This is a genomic window from Winogradskyella ursingii, from assembly GCF_013403975.1.
Classification (GTDB): domain Bacteria; phylum Bacteroidota; class Bacteroidia; order Flavobacteriales; family Flavobacteriaceae; genus Winogradskyella; species Winogradskyella ursingii.
This window is the reverse complement of sequence record NZ_JABFDH010000002.1, coordinates 392,024-416,561: the sequence shown is the minus strand read 5'-3', so window position 1 is coordinate 416,561 and position 24,538 is coordinate 392,024. Positions and strand designations below refer to the sequence as shown.

The following is a 24,538-nucleotide window of genomic DNA, read 5'->3' as shown; positions in this document are numbered from 1 at the left end:
GCATATAAAATTTAAAAAAATGTACAAAATGAAATTTTTTAAAAACACATTAAAAATAGTTGCGATTCTTTTCTTCGGGACATTATATGCTCAACAAGATCCTAACTATACATTATATAGATATACAATGAATGTCATCAACCCAGCTTACGCTGGGGCAGATGGCAACACAAGTCTAACCTCTAATATAAGAAGCCAGTGGATAGGCTTAAGGGATGCACCAGAATCACAGAGTTTTTTCTATGCACAACCTGTAAGCGACAAAATTGGTGTTGGGCTTACCATTGTAAATGACCAAGTATTTGTCGAGAGGCAAACCAGTTTTAATATAGATTTCTCTTATAAATTACAAGTATCAGAAACAGCGAATTTATTTTTAGGTTTAAAAGCTGGTGGTGGTACATATAATGTAGATAGAGATAATCTTGGCACATTAGGCGGTGGATCTGATCCTGCATTAAGTAATATCGATACAGGGTTTAGACCCAATTTCGGTGCAGGAGCCTACTTATTACATGATAAGTATTACGTGTCACTTTCTGTACCAAGGATTTTATCGAGTGAAAGAATTGATGAGTCTGATGGCAGAGTAACACAAGCTACTCAAGAAGCTCATATCTATCTATCTGGAGGATATAATTTCAGAATTAGTGATAATACGGAATTTAGACCTTCAACTCTTTTGAGATACGTTGGTGGTTCACCGATTTCGCTAGATGCAACTGCTGCATTCCGTTTCTTTAATAAATTTGAAATTGGTGCTGCCTACAGAACAGACCAAGCAATAAGTGGATTGTTGATGATAAATATGGCAGAATGGGTAGATTTTGGTTATGCTTACGAAAGCTCAACAAGAGATGATATTAACGGTGTAAGCAACGGTACACACGAGATCTTGCTAAGGTTTAATTTTAAAAAAAGCGCTTCTAATTAATTAGAATTGCAATCCGATAAAAAAAGACCGCTATTAGCGGTCTTTTTTTATTTTCCATTATAGTTATTCATAGTATGCGCAATACCTGCTAATGAAAACGATTTAATCAGTTCTACTGACACATCCATTCGTTCATTTAACTTAGCAAGTTCACCCTCATCCCATTCACCAAGAACATAGTCCACTTGATTACCTTTGTTGAAGCTATCACTTATTCCGAATCTAAACCGGTTGTAAATCGTAGTCTGAAGTTTATCTTGGATATCCTTTAAACCATTGTGGCCACCTGCACTCCCTTTGGATTTGAGTCTCAAAGTTCCAAACGGTAAGTTGAGGTCATCTGTTACTACCAATAAATTTTCTAATGGTATCTTTTCCTTTTCAAGCCAATACTTAACAGCTTTACCGCTGAGATTCATATAAGTATTAGGTTTTAAAAGAATCAGCATGCGTCCTTTGACTTTGATCTTGGCTATATCACCTAATTTTAAAGTTTCAAAAGTGGTACTTTCATTTTCGGCCAAATGGTCCAAGATTTTAAAACCTATATTATGTCTGGTGTTACTGTATTTTTCGCCGATATTTCCCAAACCAACTATCAAAAATTTCTTCATTATATCTATTTCTTCTAATTTTATTTTACTTCCAAAACCGAACCAAGATTTTATAAGTTTAAACATAATTACAATTTCTATAAAAATAAAAAAAGCATTCCGTAAAGAATGCTTTTTTAAATATCTAAAAAAAGAATTGTTCTATCTATTCTTTTACTGCAGCCACATCATCAGTTTCTGTAGCTGGTACATCTCCTGCTTCTGTTTCGCCTTCTTCACCTTCTTCTAATTCTTCATCATCATCTTCTGGCTCATCAACGATAGCTAATCTACTACGTCTTACTTGACAAACAACAGTGTTGTTAGGGTGAATTAAATCGTAATCGTTATTTTTTAACTCTTCGATAAGAACTTTATCACCGATTTTTAAAGGAGTGATATCGATTTCTATAAAATCCGGTAATTTAGAAGGTATGGCTTTTACTCTAAGCTTACGATAAGGCATTCTTAGGTTACCACCGTTCATAACACCTTTAGAAGATCCTATAGTTTTAACAGGAATCTCCATTGTGATAGTCTTATTCTCATAAATTTCATAAAAATCTATGTGTAATATTCTGTCAGTTACAGGGTGAAACTGAATATCCTGCATTACGGCATTAAAACTGTCACCGTTATCTAGTTTAATCACAACTGTATGCGCATTTGGTGTGTATACGAGTTTTGAAAACGCTAGCTCAGGTGCGGTAAAATGTACTGGCTTTGCTTCTCCTCCGTATAATACGCAAGGAACCTGACCAGCATTACGTAAGGCTTTAGTTGACTTTTTGCCCACGCTTTCTCTTTGAGATCCGTCGATTGTAATTGATTTCATTTTAAAAATTTGTTTTATTAAAATTTAATTCCCTCATTTTGAGGGGTGCAAATGTAAGAATTAAATGCTTAATCTTATAAAAAATAAGGTGTTTTTAAAAGAATAAAACAAACTATTGGAAAAAATAAGTTTTACATCACGAATTTGTTGCTTATAGATTTGTTGTGATGTACATTATGCATAACCTCAGCGAATAAATCTGCACAGCTCAGAACTCTTAATTTTTTGCTTTCTTGTTTAAGAGGAATGGAGTTTGTAACAATGAGTTCTTCTAATTTAGATTTTTCCAGTCTCTCGTAGGCATTACCAGAAAGTATAGGGTGAGTACATATAGCTCTTACACTGAGTGCGCCACGATCCATCATTAAATCGGCAGCTTTGGTTAGTGTGCCGGCTGTATCTACCATATCATCTACTAAAACTACATTTTTTCCTGTAACATCTCCAATCAGCTCCATATGAGAAATGACATTGGCTTTTGCACGTTGCTTATAACATATAACTACGTCACTTTCTAATGCTTTTGAATAAGCATAGGCACGTTTAGAACCTCCCATGTCTGGTGAGGCTATCGTGAGGTTATCCAAATTAAGGCTTTTTAAATAAGGCAAAAACACTGTTGAAGCAAATAGATGATCTACTGGTTTTTCAAAGAAACCTTGTATTTGATCTGCGTGCAAATCCATTGTAATAATCCGAGTGGCGCCTGCAGCTTCCAACATTTTAGCAACTAGCTTAGCTGCAATTGGTACTCTAGGTTTATCTTTTCTATCTTGTCTCGCCCAGCCAAAATAAGGCATAACTGCTGTTATATGTCTTGCAGATGCTCGTTTTGCGGCATCTATCATTAACAACATTTCCATTAAGTTCTGAGGTCCTGGGTGTGTAGAGCCAATAATAAATATTCGGGTACCACGAATAGACTCTTCGTACGATGGTTGAAATTCGCCATCACTATAAGTGGAGGTAATAACGTTGCCCAACTTAGCACCATAAGCTTCAGCAATTTGTTCTGCTAAATATTGACTCTGGGTACATGTAAAAATTTTTGCTTCTGTGGTTTCGTTAGACATTTGTATTGAGAGATTTAGTTATTGCCGGAGGTTAAAAAATACTTGGTTCAAATTTAGAAAATTATTTCTCTAGAAAAAGTATAAAACCAACTAAATTTAATTGTTTACGGGAAAATATTTTCTATTTTTGCATCCCGATTACTATCGGTAGTAAATTGCTCAAGTGGCGGAATTGGTAGACGCGCTGGATTCAAAATCCAAATTTGAAATAGCGTAAAATAATAAGCCGAAGTGGTGGAATTGGTAGACACGATGGATTCAAAATCCATTGCTCACAAGGCGTGCGGGTTCGATTCCCGCCTTCGGTACGAAAAAAGCTGAGATAAAAATCTCGGCTTTTTTTATGCTCAGGTACAACATAGGTACAACATTTTGCTATTCTTCCTTGAACAATTAAATTTTACCTTATATGATATCAAATGCCGTCAATTCGTAGTAAAAAACTTTTCGGTTTAATTAGCATTGAACTTGAAAATACGCTCAGCATATTTTCCTTCATTTTGCAAAAGCTGCATTACGGGAATAAGCTTCACTTAAAAAGTCTTGGACACAATTTCAAAGTTGATATGCTCTTGTTTCTTTATCGTATTAAAATCTCTTGAATTTATCAACTTATTGTTTTTGAGGGAAACTTTGAAATAGAGTCCGCTTTAGAAAAAGATTACTTGTTCCTTTTGTTTCACAAAGATTTAAAATTTAGCTCGAGACGGACTGCATAACCGTTCGCTCACCCATTTGACTACGCTCAGGGCAGGCTTCACTTTTATAAGTCCTTACTCGCTCAAAATTTTAGGTAACGTTTCCGAAAAGGTAACAACGAAGGCACTATGGGAAGTAAGTGGATAAAATGATACGAAGGTTACATCAATCTATTTTCTAACAATAGACAATGTAAGTAACAATTGAGACAATATCATTCAACATAAAATGAAAAGGAAAAACACTCAGGATATAATAAGTATGTGAATAAATGACATTCTGGCAACTAATTGACACCAAATTATATCATCTAATATTGGCTTTGAAATTGTAGTATTATGGTCGAGTCTGGATTAGGAAAATGATAGTTTTTTAAGCTGATACTAAAGAATACTTTAATGAAAAGACATTCTAACTCTTAAAAAATTGAACTTGAATAGATGGGTATTTTATGGTTCTTAGCTTTTGGCAAAAAGTACTATAAACGCAAAATGTAATGAAGGGTTTGTATAGCAAGAGGGTAACACGCTAAAGCGATGTTACAATATTTAATTTTACACAAAACCCTTTAAAATCAATAGATAACAGCGATTTGCAATTTTGAATATTTGAATTTTCGTGATTGTTTTTCAGAAAAACCTTGTTCAACCCAACAAAACCAAATAAAAATTTCAGAAAAAATGGATAAAGGATATGAAAATGAGCGGTTTGAAAAATTAGGAATTAAGGCTTCAGTTGCTGAGAAATTCAGGGACTTCTGCAAGAAAATATCAAAATCTCAATCAATGACATTGTTGCTAATGCTTGAATTTTTTGAAGACAACGGAATATCACCAGCAGAATCTATGGGGCCAAGAATGGAAACATTAGAATCAAAAATATCAACGCTTATCAAAAAACGAATGAACGGTATGATTGCGATAATGAAGGATATCGAAAAATCTCAAACTAAACCAACAGTTGCGATGCTCTATTCCCTTTTTGAGCAAACAGAGCCGCCAAAAAAGAAATTGATTCTTGAAAAAAAGTATGTAGAAAAGAAAGATAAAGGCTTTCAAGAAAAGTCCATTCCAAGTAAAAATAAAGACGGAGAATGGAAAAGGTAAATTACATAGTTCAACTCAACGCAGCCTTTGAGCGTTTCAACAATGACAATAGAATTAAGCAGGGCCATATTACGTTGTACCTGGCATTCTTTCAGAAATGGAATCGGGAATTTTTTAAAAGGACGATAACCATAAACAGAGAATGGATTATGGAAAAGGCAAAATTTAAATCGAAAACAACCTATCACAATTATCTAAAAGACCTAAATGATTGGGGTTACTTATGCTATTATCCCTCTTGCCATCCCGCTCAAGGTTCAAAAGTTCAGATGTCCATTTTTTTTGATTTAGATGGTCAAAAATTGGCTAACAGCGTCCCAGCAACAGGCCAAAATTTGGTACCTTATTATAAACATAAAACATTAGAAAACTTAAATAAACTGGCAAGGCCAAAAAATGAACTGGTTGTTTTAAATTTTTTTAAAGAAAATAATTGGTCAGAAATTGAAGGAAAAAAATTCTACAGATATTATGACGCTAAAGATTGGAAATTGACTAGAGGGCTAAATATAAAGGACTGGAAAATGGCCGCTGATAAATTTGTCAAGAAAGGCTACGAGTTAAAACAAAAAAATAGCAGTTCATTTTTTGGCCAAGTAAAGCCCTCGTTTGACAATAAAAATAAGGATTATAACCAACCGCTATAATTTTTGAAGAATTTTTCAATCGTTCGGCTGGTTGAAATAACTTGAATCTTTTTTAAAAAAAGATTATAATTATATATAAAAATCTTAGTTGCAAATAGACAGTTGGCTACTAATCATTGTTTTATAGCTAGAAAATTTCTTAAATTTATTTTCATTAGTAAAATTATCGCCAAAACTAAAATTGCACTCACAACTACAAGTGAAAAATAGTATCCTTTAAATATCATTTTGTTTAGCCACACAATAATTCCTTTATAAAATATAAGTGCCTCAGTCAAAATAAAACCTAACAAAAAAAGATAGACTACTTTTTTACTGATTCGAAATAATCTTAAGTAATCAAAAAAGAGAAATAGGCTCATACTTATAACACCCAAAAAAGTTAGGTGCAAATAACCAATGGTAAATTCTAAAATAGAAAAAGCCAGATTGGCAAAATAAGGTATCGAAGTAATGAGCTGAAGGACAATCTTTAGGCCTAAAATAACCCAAACGGCCTTGCCGATTAGAACCTGAAGATTACTAAAACTACCTTTCAATAGCATTTTGTTTTTAGAAAACCATCTTAATAATAAAAGAAAAGCAAAAAGCTGAAAAACCACGCCTAATCCATTGAATACATAAAATTTTTTTATTGGGGCTGCCCAAAGTATAGAAAGGAAGAACGTAAATACCACCCCAAAATTCACAGAATAGAAAAGATAGTTGTGTTGGTTTCTTGAAAGGTGGATACCTTTCTTTTCTAATATTGCAATCAATATGCCCAGTAGGGCAACCAACATCCAACCGTTATACTGAAAATGTAGATAGAAATAAATTGAAATTTTATACCAGATTGAAGCTTTGCCTAAAGTAGCCATAACAATCCCCAAAGCCCAAGGGCCCAAAGTTGAAATTACATTGTAAAACAGGGCTATTCGTATATACTTATACCAATTACTGTTCTTCAGGTTTTTAGGTGTATTTCTTATAAAAAACCAAACGTACCAATAGGATGCAAATAAGAACAAGGTCGAAAATGTGATTGACAGAAATGAGTAGCCCTGAAAGGGAAAGGTGAATAACATTCCAACCAGTGTTATTTGTGTAAACACATAAATTTGTCGGTACCGCTTATTGTTCTTTTTTTCGTTTAAAAAGAGTTTGTGAAATAATGTAATGAGTGCCAGATAAACCCAACCCAATAAAGCAATGTGGGAGTGTCCGTGAACTATATACCTATAATCCACGCCTATATCAAGAATTTGAAGCGACCTTAAAAAAAGACCCAATACAGCAGCGATTAAAAAATAACCCAATGCAAATCTGCTATGTAGTTTTAAATCTATCAACAATTAAATGAATTCGTTCGTTCCAAAAAACTAAAAATCTTTTTTTCTACTTTTTCTGTAAATATTGAGCAAAGGCAAAGCAACCCATAGCGCAAGTGCCGAAAGTGCCATTAAAAAGCCAAGTCCTGTACCGAAGAATTTCTGAAAAACAGCACCAGTATAGCCCAGCAAAGCAGAGATGTCCAGTTTTAAGAGTATCAAAATACGCGACAAGTCTATGGGGTTGAAAAGCGTAGCACCTATTGAAAAGGTGTCTAACGGGTATTCTTCTAATAGGATTAGCGACATTAAAAACAATCCGTCATAAATAACAGCCATAAACAACCACAGCAATATCGCATAGCTAAACCCTTTGATTTTATTCTCGTTGTAAAGCGCAATATTGAAAGCCAAGCCAGTAAAAATGAGCGTTAAAAATGTTCCTGTGACCAATAACAATACAAAATCCCAAATCGCACTGGATTGAAAAAGACCATATAGTACAAAGGGCAATCCCAAACCAATCAACAAACTCAGCGACAACGATATGGCGACACCAAGATATTGCCCTAAGAAAATCGAAGCGCGCTTTACGGGTTGGGCAAGTAACAATTCTGTAAATTCTTTTGAGTCGTAATAGTACATTACCCCAAAAATTGTCCCGATTAATGGTACCAAGATAATGATGACATTCATCAATGTAATAACAGCTTTTGAAAGGTCATTATTTAAGAAAAGCAATACGAATCCCAGTGTTAAATAAAAGAACAGGTACACATAACTCCAGCGGCTACGTATTAAATCGAAAAAGCTATATTTTAAAATTTTAAACATTTTGTTCGGTTAAAAGGTTGGCTATGGCACGTTCAAAATTTGGTTCGTTGGTTTGGGTCAAAAGGGTTTTTATATCACCTTTAAAATATACCTTGCCTTCCAAAAGAAATACAATCTGGTCTGCCATTTCTTCTACAAAGCTCATTATGTGAGAAGTGATTAAGATGGTTTTCCCTTTTGCTTTTTCCTGAATAATTAAATTTTTGAGGTGAAGCAATGCAATGGGGTCAAGTCCGGTTGTTGGCTCATCGAGTATGATTAGTGGGCTGTCAAACATTAAGGTGAGCACCAAATTTACTTTCTGTTTTGTGCCACCAGAGAGGTTGCTCAGTTTTTTGTTGAGAAATGGGCTTAACTTAAAGAGCTCGATAAGCTGCTCGTCTTCACCGGGCAGGTTTCGAAGGTCTTTAATCATTTTTATAAGTTCCCGTACTGTAAGATTGGAAGGAAAATTGGCTATTTGCGGTAGGTAATCTATCTCGTTTCTGTAATTCCATTTGTTTTTTATAGAATTACCATTGAGCGAAATTGTACCACTATCGGGAATTACCATCCCTAAAATAGATTTTATAAGAGTAGTTTTACCCGACCCGTTGGGGCCAAGGATAGCAAAAATACCCTTTTCTGAAATAGATAGGTCAATACCTTCAAGCACTTTATTCTTGCCAAAACTTTTGTATAGATTTTCTATGTGTATCATTCAATTTTTTTCATTTTGGGACGCTCATCCACTAAATTATCTGGTGTGAATACTGGGGAAACTTTTTCTGAAAAGTCTATAATATCAATAAATAGGCTACGCATTAAAATAATGGTTTCTGGCGTCCTGTTTACGATATATGAAAATAGTTTCACCGGACGGTATGGTATATCACCTATGCCGTCCCTATCTAAGTCGTACCCTGTATAACTGCTCCAATAATTGTTTACAAATACGTTATCGTTAATACGGCTGTTGTAAGAAATATCGAATGAGTTATACAGAAAGTTGTTGTTCTCAAACACATTGGTATAGCACGCGCCCAATACTTTAACGGCATAACCATTTCTTATAAAATTATTTTTGTGGTACGTTATTCGGTTAGAGCCTTCAATATTAATGCCTACGGTATTTTCTTCAAACGTATTTCCGCTTATTTCGGCATCGTTAATTTCTTTCAGTAAAAGGCCAAAAGCGGCTGTTCCCCAATTTTTATGAAATGTGTTGTTCAGCATTTTTATTCGTTTTGAAAACATTACCGCTACACCTGCACCGTTGTTTTCAAAAGTGTTATTGGTGTACACATCATCGTTTGAAAACATAAAGTGAAGTCCATACCTCAGGTTTTCTGTGCTTATGTTATTATTGATGGTTATGTTATCTGAAAATTCCAAATAAATGCCATCCCTCGTTTTTTGAACAATATTTCGGTCCACAACAACATTTTTGCAATACCAAAGCTGTATGCCGTTGCCTGAATTGTATTCGTCCTGCGCATCACCAATAATCTTATTATGATATACTTTTCCGTTGTTTGATTTTTCAAGATAAATTCCGAAGAACAACTTTTCTAGTACTACATTTTGAATCAAGAAATCCTCACTTCTCACTACGCGAATGGCAGCGTGGTCACTGGTGTAACTTGTACCTACGTTAATAATAAACAACCCATCAATGGTTACGCCATCTGCCGTGATGCGGATAATTTCGCCCTTATCCTCTCCGTCAATAACTGGAAAGTTTTCGCCTTTAATGATCAAGGGTTTATCGACAATAATATTGAATTCTTTGTAGGTTCCTTCTTTTATAAAAATCGTATCCTCTGCCTCGGCTACGGCAATCGCTTTCTTGAGTGAAGTTATATCGCAGGTGTTGCAAACGGTTATCGTTTTTGCCCAGCCAGTTGTAATACTGAAACAAGCAATTAAAAAAACGATTTTGTATATAAAAAAGATTCTCAAGGTTGTACCTATTTATTTAAATATGACTTCAATTCTTCCCAATTATAAATGTTGCCGCCTAAATCTGATTGAATTTTCTCGGCAATACTCTTTTCTTTAAAAGCGGTTAGGTTTGCACCCATAGGGCTTGGTAATTCTTTAGATATTAAATAGGTGGCATCTGAAGAAGGGATGAGATCTGTCGGGCTTTCATAGTAATTTGTATAGTAAACCCCTGTGTCTGAATTTGGCGTGTCTTGTGCGTAATTCAGCATACATTCGGTAGCATCAAATTTATATACCTTCCCTTTTTCGGTTACAAATTCTGCACCGTGAATTTTATCTACAATAGTCATTTTACAAAAATGGCAACCATCGTTTCCGTAATCTATGGCTTGCGGCTCTGTATTGCAAGAAACCGCAAGTACTACCAATAGTGCCAAAAGTGAAATTTTCATTCTGTTTTTCATATAGCATTTTTTTTAGAGCGCTTTCCTACAAAAAAAGCAACAAGAGTTAAAAGCATTCCCAATCCCATTAAATAACCGCCCAATCTTGGATACGAATAAGCATCAAAATTCAATAATTTTTTGTGTCCCAAAAGTGGTGGTTTGTAGCTCATAGGCGTGCCATCCGGATTTTGAAGTTTCATAATGGCATTAGGGTCTAAGTTGGTACCGTAATCTACCATCCAAGCGTTAAAATCGTACATTCCCAATATTCCCAAGATGGTCATTACCACAAACCAACCTATGAACCAGCGATGATTTATTTTTTTGAAAAATGCAAAGAGACCAATAATAACACCAAGTGCTGCCATACCTCCTATCACTATTGGGAACACGGTAAACTCCCACATATCACTAGGTTTTGGCAAGGTTTTCATCCCGATATAGTGGTTCAACCCATCAATATTCTGTATGTCAAATTCACTTTGTCCTTTTATGCCGTTTATGTATATGTTCATTCCCAAAGGTTCGGGATATTGCGGTGCACCCAACTGTATATTCCATAATGGATATATGAAGAGTCCCAACAATAACAATGAGCCTATAATCATTAGTATACTTGCCTTTTTCATTTTAGCTGTTTTTATGGTGTAGTGCTTATGGGAAAGCGTTTTGATTTAAAAAGCAGGCAGTAGATAGCCATACTGCCTGCTTAAAAAGCAACCAATATTAGTCTCCTAGAGACCAACTCAATTCTATGTTAGAATTTGCGGGTGAAACCCTAACATATCCCTGCATTTCTTGGTGCAATGCAGAGCAGAAATCTGTACAATAAAATGGCCATACACCTACTTGCTTAGGTTCCCAAACCGATGTTTTGGTCTGCCCTGGCATAACTAATAATTCTGAAGTGTTTTGTCCAATCATTGCAAAACCGTGCGGAACATCAAAATCCTGTTCGTGATTTGTGATGTGGAAATACACTTTGTCTCCCACTTTAATACCTTCTATATTATCGGGTGTAAAGTGACTTCGTATGGTACTCATATAAATATGCACTTCGTTACCATCACGTGTTACTTTTGCCTCACCAGGGTTATTTATAGCATACGGGTGTTTGTTTTCGTCTAGCCTGTAGATTTTTTTGGCTTTAGGTGCTAAGATCTCTGCCGGAATACCTGCGGCATAGTGCGGCTCACCGTGTGTTGGAAAATCATAAATAAGTTCCATTTTTTCGCCCGAGATGTCATACAATTGTGCTGAATGCTCCATTTCTGGCCCTACAGGTAAATATCTATCCTTGGTAATTTTATTTAATGCAACCACATACTTACCAAAAGGTTTTCTTGAGTTTCCGCCAGGAATCATAAGGTGTCCTACCGAATAGTATGAAGGTTTTCTGTCCAATACTTCCCAAGAGCCCAATTTCCATTTTACTACTTCAGAAGAGATAAAGAAAGTCGTATAAGCATTTCCTTTACCATCAAATTCTGTGTGTAAAGGTCCTAATCCACCACTTTTTACGGTTCCTGCCAATACGTCTTCAAACTTAAGGATTGGGATTCCGTAGGCTTCACCATCAAATTTTTCAGCCTCAATAGCAGCGATCATATTATCAAAAGAGTGTACCGTAAGGTCTGCTGAAAGTTTGCCATTACCAATAATGTATTCTCCAGATGGATCTACATCACACCCGTGCGGTGATTTAGGTGTAGGCAGAAAATATACTGCTCCTGGCACCTTTAATGGGTCAACCGTAACCACTTCTTTTTTCATAGTGGTTGTTGCCGTATGCGTACTTTCATCATATACGTTATGTGCATAATTAGCTGGCATTTTAGTGCCACCACCATTGTTTACGTATTCTTCAATCTTTTTCCAATTTACCGCAGCGATAAAATCCTTATCATTTTGAGATGCGTTTACTTCTTGAAGGGTATGGGCTTCTTCGGTATTATACGTAGTAAAGAAGAACCAACCGTGCGATTTTCCACGCCCTGGGTGTGAAAGGTCGTAGTTAAAGCCAGGTAGCATTAACTGAAACTTAATATCCATATGACCGTGTTCTGGGTCAACGCTAATGAACGAAAGCGACCCTTTGAAGTTTCCTTTATAGTCACTTATAGGCATATCACGTTGTGGAATCGGTACCGAAAAACGTGTACCTGCCACCACATACTCTGTATTCTCGGTAATGAACGATGAACTGTGGTTACCAGCACTATTAGGGACTTCTATGATTTCTTCGGTCTCAAAAGTGCTTAGACTAATTCTCGCAATTCTTGGGGTGTTGTTCCCGTTTATGAAAATCCATCTTCCATCTAATTCTCCGTTGGTTTGCGAAATATCTGGATGGTGAGAATCGTCCCAAGGCACAAATCCGTGCGATGTGTTGAGCATTGGTTTTGTTTCTTCAGAATAGCCATACCCAGAAGTTGGGAATTGTGAGAAAACAGGTATTTCCTTGAACATTCTACCAGATGGCAAGCCGTACACCGTTAGGTTACCACTATATCCACCAGACATAAATGCGTAGAACTCATCCTGCTCACCAGGTGCAACATACATTTTTTCGGCTGCACTTGCGTTTAGTGCTCCATTAGAAGAATTTTGACCATTGTTGTTGCCGCAACTAGTGAGAAGCGTAAATGCTCCAATAATCGATAGTATATGAATTTTATATTTTTTCATCTGTTCTATATTTAAGGTTACTTGTTTTTTATTAATTGGCTGTTGGTAAAATCACTTTATCTACTACGTGCACGATACCATTTCCAGCTTTAACTGTGGCTATGATTTTGGCACCACCTACATACACATCGTCGCCTTTTACCTCCACGGTTGCGTTAGTGTCATCTGCTTGACCCAATTTTTTGAAATTCTTCAAAAAATCCTTGTCATAGTTTCCAGCAGTTACGTGGTGCTTTAGGATAGTAGCCAGTTTTTGCCTGTTCTCTGGTTTCAGAAGGTCTTCAACTGTGCCAGCCGGCAATGCTTCAAAGGCTTCGTTAGTAGGTGCAAATACCATAAGCGGTCCTGCATTGACCAACGCATTTTCAAGGTCTGCGGCTTGAACGGCTGCCACAAGTGTGGTGTGGTCTGGCGAGTTCATTGCTATTTGCAGTACGTTGGGTTTTGACACATCTCCTTCGATAAATGCCTGCCCTTGTTCTTTTGAGGTTGCGGTTGACCTAGCTTCAGTATCTGAAACTTTGGTATCACTTGATTCATTCTTACAACTAAATAGTGTTAGTGTAAGGGCAAACAATCCTATTAAAAATTTTAAATTGCTTGGTTTCATAGTTTACTTATTTTAAGGTTCTGAAATATTCTAAGATGTCACGAGCTTGCTCTTTGGTCATATTTTGGTTTGCCATAGCAGCACCGTTAAATTCAACTAAAAGGTCTTTTGCACATCTATCTTCAGCCACCATTAGTTGAGGGTCTAAAATCATATTCATAATCCACTCTGGACTTCTTCTTTCCATAATACCTGATGGTGATGGGCCAATAAAACGCTTTCCTATTTTATGGCAAGCTGTACAATTGGTTTTAAACAAAGCGGCACCTCTTTCTACCATTGCATTGTCGATGGTGGCAGGTAACTCTAGGTTTTTAATTTCCCCCACACCCTTATTGTCCAAGGTAATTCTCTTGGAAGCTGGTACTTCATCAGATGTTGGTTCCTCAACTTTAATAGATTCCACTTTAGGCTTTTGCCCTATTTGGATTCTTTCTTCTTTTTTTTCTTCTTTCCCTCCACAGCTTATGAGGATACCAACTGTGAAAAGGAATGCGAATTTGCCTATTGTTCTCATTTTTTTGGGTTTAATTGTTTAAATCAGTTGACATTATTTTTAGTAATGGCCAGAAGGTCTTTCCTTTTGACACTACAAATTTAAATGAGATACTAAGGGTAAAAGATGACTTTTGTCATATTTCGGACAATTTTATCTTTTTTATATTTGCAGTATAAAATTTGATGTATGTTTTCAAAAGCTTGTGAATATGGTATCCGTTCTTTAATATTTATTGCAATGAAATCGAACGAGGGGAAACGGGTCAATATTTCTGCTATTTCAAAACAGATAGATGGGCCAGAAGCTTTTACGGCAAAAGTGTTGCAACAACTTGTGAAGGGCAATATTATAAATTCGATTAAAGGGCCTTATGGCGGGTTTGAAATATCCCAAAAAAGTATAGCAGAAACAACGCTTGCAGATGTCGTAGCCATTATAGACGGAACCAAAATTTATAGTGGTTGTGGGTTGGGACTTAATGAATGCAATGAAGAAAAGCCCTGCCCGCTACATTTTCAATTTGCAGAAGTAAGAGACGGTCTTAAAGAAATGCTGGAAAATACTACGCTCAAAACTTTGGCTTTTGATCTTGAAGCTGGGACATCATTCTTAAAACATTAAAAATTCAAATTATAATTTAATAAATAACAATAGTATGGAAACACTTAAAAAGAAAGAGATAGGGCAATTTGTAGCCGAAGATTTTAGAACAGCTGCAGTTTTTTCTGAATACGGAATCGATTTTTGCTGTCGTGGAAACAGACCTCTGGACGAAGTTTGTGAAAAAAATAATATTGCTTTGGAAGATATTCTGGAAAAACTGGAAATCTCATCCACACAAGTACAAAATAATACGCAGGCATTTAATACGTGGCCATTGGACTTACTGGCAACCTATATTGAAAAGACCCATCATAAATATGTAGAAAGCAAGATACCAGTACTATTGCAATTTTTAACCAAACTTTGCAAGGTTCACGGCGAAAGCCATCCAGAGCTTATTGAAATTAACCGCTTATTTGAAGCCGTTGCGGGCGAGTTGGCACAACATATGAAAAAAGAAGAATTGGTGCTTTTTCCACGTATTAAAAAGATGGTTGAAAGTATTGACAAAAATAAACCATTGGAACCTGCTCATTTTGGTACTGTACAAAACCCAATTTCAATGATGGAACACGAGCACGACAATGCCGGGCAGATTTTTAGGGACATTTCAAAACTGAGCGATGGATACACACCACCAAAAGATGCTTGTAATACCTACAAAGTTGCATTTTCTATGCTTGATGAGTTTGAAAAAGACCTTCATCTACATATTCACCTTGAAAACAATATTTTGTTTCCAAAAGCATTAAAAATGGAACAAAAGCTGATGTCAAGTAATCAAAGTTGTGCCCTCTAAGAGGTTTAAAACATCATACATATTCTATAAAAGCAGATGGTAAAAACGATTGAAAACAGGGAAGATATTTCGTTGCTGGTGCATAGTTTTTATGCGAAGGTGCGGAAGGATTCCCTGTTAGGTCCAATTTTTAACAGCCATATACCTGAAGACAATTGGCCTGAACACCTTGAAAAGTTAACCGACTTTTGGGAAACCAATCTTTTTGGTATTGCAAAATTTAAGGGAAGTCCTACCCAAAAACACGTGAATGTGGATCGTAACCTAAACCATACCGTAGACCAAAACCATTTTGGGCAATGGCTCAATTTGTGGTTTGAGACTATAGACATTCTTTTTGAAGGGCAACTGGCACAAAATGCGAAAGAAGCTGCCAGAAGGATGGCGCACGGGCAGTATATGGCTATCTGGAACCACCGATAATACATTTAAAATTTATAATTTATGATGAAAACAGCAGCTATTTATGACAATCTAGAATTCAATGAAAAGAGACCGCTTGTACAGGTATTGTTTGAAACCACTTTTACCAAGGAAATACGTATTGCAATGTATAAAGGGAATGAGATGAAAGAGCACAAAACATCGTTCCCCATAGTAGTTGAAATTGTGGACGGTAGCGTCAACTTTGGAGTGGAAGGAAAGGTATTAAATTTAAACAAAGGGCAACTCATCGCATTGAACGGTGGTGTACCTCACAGCCTAAAAGCACTCGAAGAGAGTATTGTACGCTTAACACTTACAAAAAGTGATGAAGCTAATAGGGTAGCGGATGTTGCGGAAAAATAATATAGTTAAGAATAATCTATAACATTTTAAAAGCCCTATCGCAAATTTGCGATAGGGCTTTGTTTTTATAACAAAGCTCTAAATGCTAAAAATTAAAATCAAATTAATTCTGTTTCTGAATCGTTGGCTTCATTAACTTCAATAGGAAATCCTTTAATGGGGTGTCCTATTTCAGCAAGACTCATTTCGAGCGATATCAAAGCATTGTGCGAAATGCAGTCCAAAATCAAATAGCCGTTAGGGACATCCAAGTGAGCGTTGGAAATTCCTTCTATGCTCGCCGCTTTCTTCATTACGGCATCGGCACAATCTTTACATTTTAAAATATGAGATTTAAATTCAATTTTCAAAATCTTTAATCTTTAGGGCAAAATTAGAAGGTTTTTATCCTATGAATTATGACATAAGTCAGTTTGGTCTTTTTTAAATATGGCGTTTGCACAACCTTCGTATTTTAAACTTCGTCAAACGAATGTTGTGTTCATAGCAGACTTAAAATTTTCTGATTCTTCCAGTTATCTCATCCATAGTAATGGTAAATACAATTGGTATTTCGTCATTCTCTATTTTACTTGAGAATTCACTTAAAAAATTCAAATCCCTTAGTTCCTTACGTATAATTAATTCTTTTACCCCTAAAGAGAATTGATGAAGTAAGGCTTTTGCTGTACTTCCCGAGCTTTCCTCATACGTGCCTTTAATAAGGACTGATTTCCACTCATTAACAGATTCAATATCTGTGACAGAAAGAGAAACCGAATGGTTTTTACGCATAGCATTAATCTTGTGCCCGATAGCTGAATAACAGATGATTTTCTTCTGCTCTGCATTATAGAAATAAGTAATTGGTACTACAATAGGTGTGTTTTGATGAATATATCCCAATGAACCAATGAAATTATTACTGAGTAGTAGCAAATTTTCGGTTTTGTCTAATGTCCTTGTCATATCATTGAATTTAATTCAACATAAAATTAAACCAGCTGTCATCAAAATTTTATGACTTATGTCAGCAAATCGATATTTCCTGATAAAATTTTAGCGTCTTAGCAGATGGACCATCCTATCAAATTCTCGTGATAACTAAATGTTGTGAAAATTAAAAATGAAAAGTATTTAGATGAAAGAAAAGATTCAAGATTTTTAAAAAAGAGAAGTGATGGCATCAAAATAATTTAGACTGACTTAAATCATCTTTTTTACGCAATGGGTCTCATAATTTTGTAACAACATTTAAAACCAGATACTATGAAAACAATTTTAATTCCCATAGATTTTAGCAGCACCAGTAGTAAAGCTTTAGAAATAGGTGCAAGCATAGCAAAAAAAATTTCTGCCAAGATTGTGCTTACACATATGGCGGGAATAGAAGAAGGTGTTTTAACAAGGACGACCAACTTTGAGGAAACATTATACCATACCAAGCTCGCAGAAAAACAATATATTGAGTTATTGAAGCAACCTTATTTAAAAGGTATACTTGTAGAACCAGTACTGCAAAAAACATTAAATTTTTCAAGTATCAATAATTTTGCAAAGGATATAGATGCATCTCTTATTGTGATGGGGTCTCACGGCAGTAGTGGCCTAAATGAAATTTTTAAAGGAAGTAATGCAGAAAAGGTGGTGCGAAGTTCAGAAATCCCTTTGCTCGTAGTAAAAGAAAATGAACTTGCTTTTGCGCCCGAAAGATTAATTTTTGCGAGCAATTTTGACGAAGAGGCCTGTTATGCCTATTCTAAAATCGTCGAGATAGCTGGACTATTATCTGTTCAAATAGAATTGTTATACGTTAACTTACCTGGAAAAGAGTTTATTAGCACTATAGAAATGGACGAAAAACTACTACGTTTCTTTAACAAGGTAAACCATCCAGACCCAGTGAATGCTATTAAAACAGTAAATCGTGTTGCAGATTACAGCGTAGAGGAAGGTGTTTTCAATTTTGCATCATTATCAGGTGCAGATATCATCGCCATTCCCACACACGGTCGTAAAGGATTGTCCCATTTATTGAACGGTAGTATAGGTGAAGACATTGCGAACCACTCAATGCTTCCGGTTCTTACTGTAAAGATTTAAAAAATGATAGATCATAACCCTTTGCAGGAATTTCATAAGCTGTTCTGCAAAGCCAATGACCATAGCAACGGTTCCGAAGTAAATGCAATGCTTCTTACCACAATAGGACAAGATCGTTTCCCCCATTCTCGGATGGTATTACTTAAGAAATACGATTGGGACGGGTTAACATTTTTTACAAATTACGACAGTAAAAAAGGACGTGACATTGCGTATAATAATCGAGTTCATTTGTTGTTTCAATGGCAGCATATTTCGATTGAAATCCATATCGAAGGACTCGCAGAGAAATTACCAGAAGCTATTTCGCAGAATTATTTTAGTGTACGTCCAAGAGAAAGTAAGCTAGGTGCCCACGCCTCGAAACAGAGTCAAACAATAGCATCAAGAAAATTACTTGATGATGCTTTTGCGAAAGTGGACAAAGCATTTCAAAACAAAGAAGTACCAAAACCTAACAATTGGGGTGGTTATTTGGTAAAACCCTCGAAAATTAGTTTTATAAATATCAGTAATTGTGTGGTTGAAAATCAAACCTACGCATTCAACAAAAATTATAATTGGTCTTTAAAGACCCATTATTTTATAAAAGAAAAATAACTATGAATATGAAGTATGTTACCGCCCAAGAAGCAGTAAAAAAAGTTACATCTGGAAATCGTGTCTTTTTTCAAGGCGCAGCAATGACCCCTAATTTTTTAATTGAAGCACTTTGCGACAGACACCAAGAACTTAAAGATGTAGAAATATGTCAAGTACACACCGAAGGCAATGCACGATACACTCAAGAACCCTATAATAAATCATTTAAAGTAAACAGTTTTTTTGTAGGTAGTAATGTGAGACAGTCCGTGAATAAAGGTAATGGCGACTACGTTCCTATTTTTTTGAGCGAAATCCATCATTTGTTCAGGCAAGAAATCCTACCACTCGATGTGGCTTTTATCCAAGTTTCAGAACCGGATACACACGGGTTTTGTTCTTTGGGAACATCTGTTGATATTACATTGCCAGCGATTGAAACTGCCAAAACAATAATTGCCCAAGTCAATCCAAAGGTACCCAGAACACACGGCGACGGTATTATTCATTCCTCAAAAATTGACATTGCGGTACACTATGACCGACCAATGAAAAACACGGATAGCGAAGCACTTACGGCAATAGAAAAACAGATAGGCGAGAACGTAGCAAATCTCATTGAAGATGGTGCAACCTTGCAAATGGGAATAGGCAATATTCCAAATGCTGTATTAAATAATTTGGGCAACCACAAAGGCTTAGGAATACATACCGAAATGTTTTCTGATGGTATATTACCCTTGGTAGAAAAAGGTATCATTACAGGCGAACACAAGGTTATCAAACAAGGAAAAATTGTGACCTGTTTTGCGGTGGGAAGCCAAAAATTATATGATTTTGTAAATGACAATCCATTGATACATTTCAAGGAAGCCGCCTATACCAATGATACGGCCATCATTAGACAGAACCCTAATGTGACTGCTATAAATAGTGCGATTGAAATAGATTTAACAGGTCAAGTATGCGCAGATACCATTGGCGGAAAGCAGTATAGCGGCGTTGGTGGGCAGATGGATTTTATACGTGGTGCATCACTTTCCAAAAGCGGTAAACCTATTTTTGCTATGACTTCCACAACTGCAAAAGGAATTTCAAAAATAACACCGTTTCTCAATCAAGGTGCTGGTGTAACTACAACAAGAGCGCACGTACATTATGTAATAACAGAATATGGTGTTGCAAACCTCTTTGGAAAAAATCTGAAACAACGCGCCAAAGCATTGATTGAAATTGCTCATCCCGATTTTAGGAAAAACCTTTCAGAAGCAGCATTTGAAAGATTTGGAAGTTTAACCTATTAGAATAATTAAATGCCTTCTACTATATTGTAGAGGGCTTTTTTATCTTCAATTTTTATACGCTTTCCAGTCGTAGAAACGAGACCTTCTTTTTTAAACTTGGTAAGTGTTCGTATCAATAGTTCAGTAGCGGTTCCCACCACGTCGGCAATATCGGCCCTGGTAAGTTGAAGGTACAAATAGCCTTCATTATCAACCCCAAAATTATCTTCAAGATACATCAGTACTTCGGCAAGACGCTGGCGCACGCTTTTTTGTGCCATATTTACAATTACGTCATCTGCAAATTTCAATTCTTGCGCCATATGTTTTAGCACCGCATTTGTAAAAACAGGATTAGTTTGTAGCGGTTCTTCTATATGCGTTTTTGGGATAAAGCAAACTTCCATATCTTCAAGAGCCGTGGCACTTAAATTAGTAGCTTCTGAAGAAATCACAGAACGGTGACCCAAAACCTCGCCTTTAGTGGCAAGTTTTACGATTTGGTCGCGACCATTATCGCTCATTTTAGACAATTTAGAAATTCCATTACGTACACAAAATACACCTCTAAGCCGTTCACCTTCACTAAAGATAACTTCACCTTTTTTGATGACTTTTGTTTCTTTATTGTCAGCCATTTGCTTCAACTCTTCCTTTTTAAGAGCTTTAAAGCTGTTCATCTGCCTAATAATACAATTCTCGCAACGCGAATTTTTGTGGTCATTCATATTGTTGCAAATTTAACAGAAAATAGCCCAAAATAACGATGATTAGTCTATTATCTAATCCTAATGACCACAATCACAATAATGACGAGGAAAACAAGCTGTGTGAAAAGCACATCAACTATCTTTTTAGTAAAACCCTTTTTTAGTTCAAATTAAAAGCTATTTTGTAGGTATTTTTATGTGAAATGAGCAAAATAATTGATTTTTTAAAAATACTTAAACCTGACACCAAGTTCCACGAGGTTCGAGATGGCTATCATAGTTTTTGTAAAAAAATAGAAGATACACCAGTTGACCTATTAGTATCAAAAACTGAAACACTGCACACTTGGGCAAATAAGCAAGGGGCAATCTATCACTTTAACCAAGGATTGGATAGTCTGTGTGAACGCAACATTGTTTATGCAAAGTCATATTTCAATGAATTGTTAAGTCTCAAGGGTACCTCTCACTTAGAGCCACTTGATAGATTACTTTCTGGTATTTTCAAAAAGGATTATAAAAGGGCTTCGAGCGAAATTTTAAGACTTATTAATAGTGATAATGAAGACCATAAATCCAAAGGTATAACCACAGTTGGTTTTCTTGATTTAAGTAGCAAGGAATGTGATGATTTTAAGGCCACGATTGAGACTGAACTATCGAATCTTATTGAAGATAGTACAACAAATAAAATATTGGCCAATGTGTTGTTTGCTTATAGAAACAATCGCAAAGAATTACCAAATGCAGATAAACACATCGAGACTTTAATGCAGATTGATTCGGATGATGTGAGGTATCAGCTTTATCAATTATTGCTTTACGAATTGAAAATAGAAGAAGAGTCTGATTTTTTCAAAAATGTTCTTTTTAAACTTACAAATCTTAATACCGAATATGTAGGACTTTACAATAGCCTTAGTTACCAATTAAGTAGGCTTACAACCAGTCACTACGATACTGTAAAGCAATTTTTAAATATTTGGGTCGAGACCAGTCCTGAAAATGCCTCAAAAATCAAACTTTTCAACAGTGTTTTCAATGAGATTTATGATGCTAAAAAACAACAATTTGATGAGCTAATTACGGAATGGCTGAATAATAATAACATCAATTTTCAAGTAGCCGTTTTTAATGTGCTAAGAGAGCTTAGCTACAGAAACGCCCATCACATACAGCTGAGTTCAAGATTACTTAAAACCTATTCCTACATTGATATTGAATTCATTGTCCATAAAATCATAGGCTTTATATATGAGAAAGATATGTTGACCACATTGCTGTATTCCATTTTGGAGACAAAATATACTGAAAAAGAGGTTGTACAGCTTGTTGGTTCAAGGTTGGTAAATGATGTGATTTTCAATTATTATTCGGCAATAGAATTTTTAAAAGAAAAGAAAAAGGATGCTGTCAAACCGTTAAAGAAGATTATAGATGAGATTGTATTTCACGGCGAAAAATTTTATGAAGCGTATTCAGATTTAGATATCCTAAAAGAATTCCAGCCTTCGGAAATGCGTCTTAATCATATGAATAAGATACAGAGTAAAAAATTCAGAAAGGACTATGAAGAAAACGAAGCGAATGATACTGGCTTTTTAAGTATGTTAACCACTTTGCATTTTAGAAGCGGCAAAACATCCTTTGGGAAGTTTGAAGGCGAATATTCCGGCCATATGGAACCCAAGTTAATTTCACATAGCGCAGAAATGCCCAGAGGCGAGTTTATAGACCCTTTGGGACAAAAATTAATACGCCTTGAAGGTAGAGCATTTGTTAGAAGAAAATGAGATTTATACTTAGTGAATACATAACGTTACTTAAAGAAGATGGGGAACTCGATACCCTCATCACAGACCTTTTGATGGCTATGAAAATCACACCGATTTCAAAACCACAAAAAGGTAGGCAACACGGTGTGGATATAGCTGCTGTGGGCATAGATCCAGAGGATGGTAAAAAAAAGGTGTTTTTGTTTGTTGTAAAACAAAAGAATCTGACCCGAAGTAGTTGGAATAAAGAAGTAAACTCTGTAAGGCCAAGTCTGGATGAAGTAATTGACGTTTACATCCCAACGATGTTAGATAAGCGTTACAAAAAATTACCCATAAAAATAGTAGTAGCCACTAATGGCGAAATGGTTCAAAATGTACAGATTAACTGGAAAAATTATGTAGATAACAACTCTAAGAAAAAACGTAAGTACGCATTTTGGGGAACGGGCACCTTGGTAGATTTGTTAGATACTTATCTCGCCACAGAAAAATTATTTCCTGTAGAATATCAGTCATTACTAAGAAAGACCTTAGCTTTTATTGACCTTCCAGACTATAACTTGTCTCATTATTATGAATTGCTCGAAAAGATTCTTAGCGTTGGCGAAAAGCAACGCCAGAAAATTTTAAAACGACAAAGGCTTGTTAGGTTGTGCTTGGGGATTGTATTTAAGTGGTCTCAGGATATTGATAATTTAAAACCTGCCCTTATTGCAAGTGAAAGAACACTTTTGCTTAGTTGGGATTGGATAGCGCGTAACCATCATTTTGAAAAAAACTATGTTCAGCAAGAATTCTATTTTTTGTATGAATTGAAGCGAAGAATTGGAATAGAATTTTACAACAAAGTGCATAAGCACTATAAGGTAAGACATAGTTTATACCGCTATTCTAAAAATTACATTGAGTACAGTTTAAATTCTTGGGAACAGTTAGGCATATTAGCGAGTATAGGATTGACTGAAATACAGCATTTTAAATTTGCAGCAGCAACCAGTCCGCCAGAAATCACTAATAAGATTTACCGAAGTGCTTTGGCTATAGCTGATTCTTTGGGTTCGTTTGTTTTAAATAATCCACCGCTCAATTATCCGAAGTATGACGAACATAGTATAGAAATCGCAATGGCACTACAATTGCTATGTCAGACTGGAAAAGTGGATATTGCCACGAGATGGATTAGAAATTTAGCCGTGGCATTTCATAACAATTATATGGTAGATAAAGACTTTCCTTTATTCAGAACTAATTTTGATAAGCTGGTAGATATTCATAATGGTGACGATACCGTAGAGATAACATCCTCGACCATTATTACACTTTTAGTAGAGTATGCGATTGTTTTACAATCAGAAGAATTATATCATCAATTGAGGGAACTTGTAAAAGAGCAATTCCCTAAAGTTAATCTGCAAATTTGGTTTGCAACAGAAGACATTGAGGAATTTATTGCTTCTAAATGCTATAGCCAAAATGAAGGTACTTTAAAACATTCAATTGTCATTTATGAAAACATTGAGACCTACAAAAAAGAAGTTTTTGAAGAGATGGATTTATATATAAAAGAGGATAACTTTCAATTCTTTAAAGCTGGTTTCCATATTATAGGACACCTTGCAAGCAGACATTACAGAGCCCAACCGTTCCCAATATTTTGGCGACGCGCCATAAAGCTCACTATGGAAGAAGGAAAGAAAGTGATAAAAACATAA

27 protein-coding genes and 1 tRNA gene are annotated in these 24,538 nt (G+C 35.7%); 13 read left to right on the top strand and 15 right to left on the bottom strand.

Going from position 1 to position 24,538, the window contains the following annotated elements:
* Positions 1-28: 28 nt before the first annotated feature.
* Complete coding sequence (locus HM983_RS05635; protein ID WP_179344417.1) at positions 29-934, top strand: PorP/SprF family type IX secretion system membrane protein; 906 nt, start codon at positions 29-31, stop codon at positions 932-934.
* 47 nt (positions 935-981) lie between these two features.
* Here HM983_RS05635 and pth read toward each other — a convergent pair whose 3' ends face one another.
* The 3 genes from pth to HM983_RS05620 form a co-directional block, all read right to left on the bottom strand.
* The gene (gene pth, locus HM983_RS05630) at positions 982-1,614 is read right to left on the bottom strand and encodes an aminoacyl-tRNA hydrolase (RefSeq protein ID WP_179344416.1); all 633 of its coding nucleotides are present in this window, start codon (positions 1,612-1,614) and stop codon (positions 982-984) included.
* A gap of 79 nt (positions 1,615-1,693) precedes the next feature.
* The gene (locus tag HM983_RS05625) at positions 1,694-2,362 is read right to left on the bottom strand and encodes a 50S ribosomal protein L25/general stress protein Ctc (protein WP_179344415.1); all 669 of its coding nucleotides are present in this window, start codon (positions 2,360-2,362) and stop codon (positions 1,694-1,696) included.
* Positions 2,363-2,493: 131 nt separating this feature from the next.
* Entirely contained in the window at positions 2,494-3,435 is a 942-nt protein-coding gene (locus HM983_RS05620) for a ribose-phosphate pyrophosphokinase (RefSeq protein WP_179344414.1), read from the bottom strand.
* A 225-nt stretch (positions 3,436-3,660) separates the two neighbouring features.
* On the opposite strand from HM983_RS05620, the gene HM983_RS05615 reads away from it, so the two are divergent.
* The 3 genes from HM983_RS05615 to HM983_RS05605 all read left to right on the top strand — a co-directional run bounded on the left by HM983_RS05615 (position 3,661) and on the right by HM983_RS05605 (position 5,887).
* Positions 3,661-3,743 (top strand) — tRNA-Leu (locus tag HM983_RS05615).
* A gap of 1,071 nt (positions 3,744-4,814) precedes the next feature.
* Positions 4,815-5,240, top strand: coding sequence for a BfmA/BtgA family mobilization protein (locus HM983_RS05610; RefSeq protein WP_179344413.1), 426 nt, complete (start codon positions 4,815-4,817; stop codon positions 5,238-5,240).
* Positions 5,228-5,887, top strand: coding sequence for a hypothetical protein (locus HM983_RS05605; protein ID WP_179344412.1), 660 nt, complete (start codon positions 5,228-5,230; stop codon positions 5,885-5,887). The genes HM983_RS05610 and HM983_RS05605 overlap by 13 nt, the downstream gene beginning before the upstream one ends.
* A 113-nt stretch (positions 5,888-6,000) precedes the next feature.
* On the opposite strand, the gene HM983_RS05600 is transcribed toward HM983_RS05605, so the two are convergent.
* From HM983_RS05600 to HM983_RS05560, 9 genes are all read right to left on the bottom strand, one after another.
* Entirely contained in the window at positions 6,001-7,218 is a 1,218-nt protein-coding gene (locus HM983_RS05600) for a hypothetical protein (RefSeq protein ID WP_179344411.1), read from the bottom strand.
* A 30-nt stretch (positions 7,219-7,248) separates the two neighbouring features.
* Complete coding sequence (locus tag HM983_RS05595) at positions 7,249-8,031, bottom strand: ABC transporter permease (RefSeq protein ID WP_179344410.1); 783 nt, start codon at positions 8,029-8,031, stop codon at positions 7,249-7,251.
* Positions 8,024-8,731 (bottom strand): ABC transporter ATP-binding protein, encoded by a 708-nt coding sequence (locus HM983_RS05590; protein ID WP_179344409.1) that lies wholly within the window; start codon positions 8,729-8,731, stop codon positions 8,024-8,026. The genes HM983_RS05595 and HM983_RS05590 overlap by 8 nt, the downstream gene beginning before the upstream one ends.
* Entirely contained in the window at positions 8,728-9,966 is a 1,239-nt protein-coding gene (locus HM983_RS05585) for a nitrous oxide reductase family maturation protein NosD (RefSeq protein ID WP_179344760.1), read from the bottom strand. Before HM983_RS05585 ends, HM983_RS05590 begins: the two co-directional genes overlap by 4 nt.
* Positions 9,967-9,980: 14 nt before the next feature.
* On the bottom strand, positions 9,981-10,421 hold the full coding sequence (locus tag HM983_RS05580; RefSeq protein WP_179344408.1) for a nitrous oxide reductase accessory protein NosL: 441 nt from the start codon (positions 10,419-10,421) through the stop codon (positions 9,981-9,983).
* Positions 10,418-11,032 carry a hypothetical protein gene (locus HM983_RS05575; RefSeq protein WP_179344407.1) on the bottom strand — a complete coding sequence of 205 codons (615 nt, stop codon included), beginning with the start codon at positions 11,030-11,032 and terminating at the stop codon, positions 10,418-10,420. The genes HM983_RS05580 and HM983_RS05575 overlap by 4 nt, the downstream gene beginning before the upstream one ends.
* 97 nt (positions 11,033-11,129) lie before the next feature.
* Complete coding sequence (gene nosZ, locus HM983_RS05570; RefSeq protein ID WP_179344406.1) at positions 11,130-13,091, bottom strand: Sec-dependent nitrous-oxide reductase; 1,962 nt, start codon at positions 13,089-13,091, stop codon at positions 11,130-11,132.
* 31 nt (positions 13,092-13,122) lie between these two features.
* Positions 13,123-13,701, bottom strand: coding sequence for a fasciclin domain-containing protein (locus HM983_RS05565; protein ID WP_179344405.1), 579 nt, complete (start codon positions 13,699-13,701; stop codon positions 13,123-13,125).
* Positions 13,702-13,708: 7 nt separating this feature from the next.
* Positions 13,709-14,218 (bottom strand): cytochrome c, encoded by a 510-nt coding sequence (locus HM983_RS05560; RefSeq protein ID WP_179344404.1) that lies wholly within the window; start codon positions 14,216-14,218, stop codon positions 13,709-13,711.
* A 168-nt stretch (positions 14,219-14,386) separates the two neighbouring features.
* Between HM983_RS05560 and HM983_RS05555 the strand changes: the two genes are divergently transcribed.
* From HM983_RS05555 to HM983_RS05540, 4 genes are read left to right on the top strand one after another with little or no spacing between them, the layout of a single operon-like run.
* Positions 14,387-14,821: an RrF2 family transcriptional regulator gene (locus tag HM983_RS05555; protein WP_179344403.1), complete on the top strand. Its 435-nt coding sequence runs from the start codon at positions 14,387-14,389 to the stop codon at positions 14,819-14,821.
* Between the two features lie 34 nt (positions 14,822-14,855).
* Positions 14,856-15,602 (top strand): iron-sulfur cluster repair di-iron protein, encoded by a 747-nt coding sequence (ric, locus tag HM983_RS05550; RefSeq protein WP_179344402.1) that lies wholly within the window; start codon positions 14,856-14,858, stop codon positions 15,600-15,602.
* A gap of 36 nt (positions 15,603-15,638) precedes the next feature.
* Positions 15,639-16,025: a group III truncated hemoglobin gene (locus tag HM983_RS05545; protein ID WP_179344401.1), complete on the top strand. Its 387-nt coding sequence runs from the start codon at positions 15,639-15,641 to the stop codon at positions 16,023-16,025.
* Positions 16,026-16,046: 21 nt separating this feature from the next.
* The gene (locus HM983_RS05540; RefSeq protein WP_317166942.1) at positions 16,047-16,391 is read left to right on the top strand and encodes an AraC family ligand binding domain-containing protein; all 345 of its coding nucleotides are present in this window, start codon (positions 16,047-16,049) and stop codon (positions 16,389-16,391) included.
* Positions 16,392-16,489: 98 nt separating this feature from the next.
* On the opposite strand, the gene HM983_RS05535 is transcribed toward HM983_RS05540, so the two are convergent.
* Both HM983_RS05535 and HM983_RS05530 read right to left on the bottom strand, forming a co-directional pair.
* Positions 16,490-16,741 carry a hypothetical protein gene (locus tag HM983_RS05535; protein WP_179344400.1) on the bottom strand — a complete coding sequence of 84 codons (252 nt, stop codon included), beginning with the start codon at positions 16,739-16,741 and terminating at the stop codon, positions 16,490-16,492.
* Between the two features lie 142 nt (positions 16,742-16,883).
* Complete coding sequence (locus HM983_RS05530; RefSeq protein WP_179344399.1) at positions 16,884-17,339, bottom strand: pyridoxamine 5'-phosphate oxidase family protein; 456 nt, start codon at positions 17,337-17,339, stop codon at positions 16,884-16,886.
* Between the two features lie 300 nt (positions 17,340-17,639).
* Between HM983_RS05530 and HM983_RS05525 the strand changes: the two genes are divergently transcribed.
* From HM983_RS05525 to HM983_RS05515, 3 genes are read left to right on the top strand one after another with little or no spacing between them, the layout of a single operon-like run.
* Positions 17,640-18,473 carry a universal stress protein gene (locus HM983_RS05525; RefSeq protein WP_179344398.1) on the top strand — a complete coding sequence of 278 codons (834 nt, stop codon included), beginning with the start codon at positions 17,640-17,642 and terminating at the stop codon, positions 18,471-18,473.
* A 3-nt stretch (positions 18,474-18,476) separates the two neighbouring features.
* On the top strand, positions 18,477-19,073 hold the full coding sequence (pdxH, locus tag HM983_RS05520) for a pyridoxamine 5'-phosphate oxidase (RefSeq protein ID WP_179344397.1): 597 nt from the start codon (positions 18,477-18,479) through the stop codon (positions 19,071-19,073).
* A gap of 8 nt (positions 19,074-19,081) precedes the next feature.
* On the top strand, positions 19,082-20,359 hold the full coding sequence (locus HM983_RS05515) for an acetyl-CoA hydrolase/transferase family protein (protein WP_179344396.1): 1,278 nt from the start codon (positions 19,082-19,084) through the stop codon (positions 20,357-20,359).
* A 5-nt stretch (positions 20,360-20,364) separates the two neighbouring features.
* Here HM983_RS05515 and HM983_RS05510 read toward each other — a convergent pair whose 3' ends face one another.
* Entirely contained in the window at positions 20,365-21,066 is a 702-nt protein-coding gene (locus HM983_RS05510) for a Crp/Fnr family transcriptional regulator (RefSeq protein ID WP_179344395.1), read from the bottom strand.
* A 185-nt stretch (positions 21,067-21,251) separates the two neighbouring features.
* Here HM983_RS05510 and HM983_RS05505 point away from each other — a divergent pair, with 185 nt between their 5' ends.
* Together HM983_RS05505 and HM983_RS05500 are read left to right on the top strand one after the other, a co-directional pair.
* Positions 21,252-22,841 (top strand): hypothetical protein, encoded by a 1,590-nt coding sequence (locus HM983_RS05505; protein WP_179344394.1) that lies wholly within the window; start codon positions 21,252-21,254, stop codon positions 22,839-22,841.
* Positions 22,838-24,538: a hypothetical protein gene (locus HM983_RS05500; RefSeq protein WP_179344393.1), complete on the top strand. Its 1,701-nt coding sequence runs from the start codon at positions 22,838-22,840 to the stop codon at positions 24,536-24,538. Before HM983_RS05505 ends, HM983_RS05500 begins: the two co-directional genes overlap by 4 nt.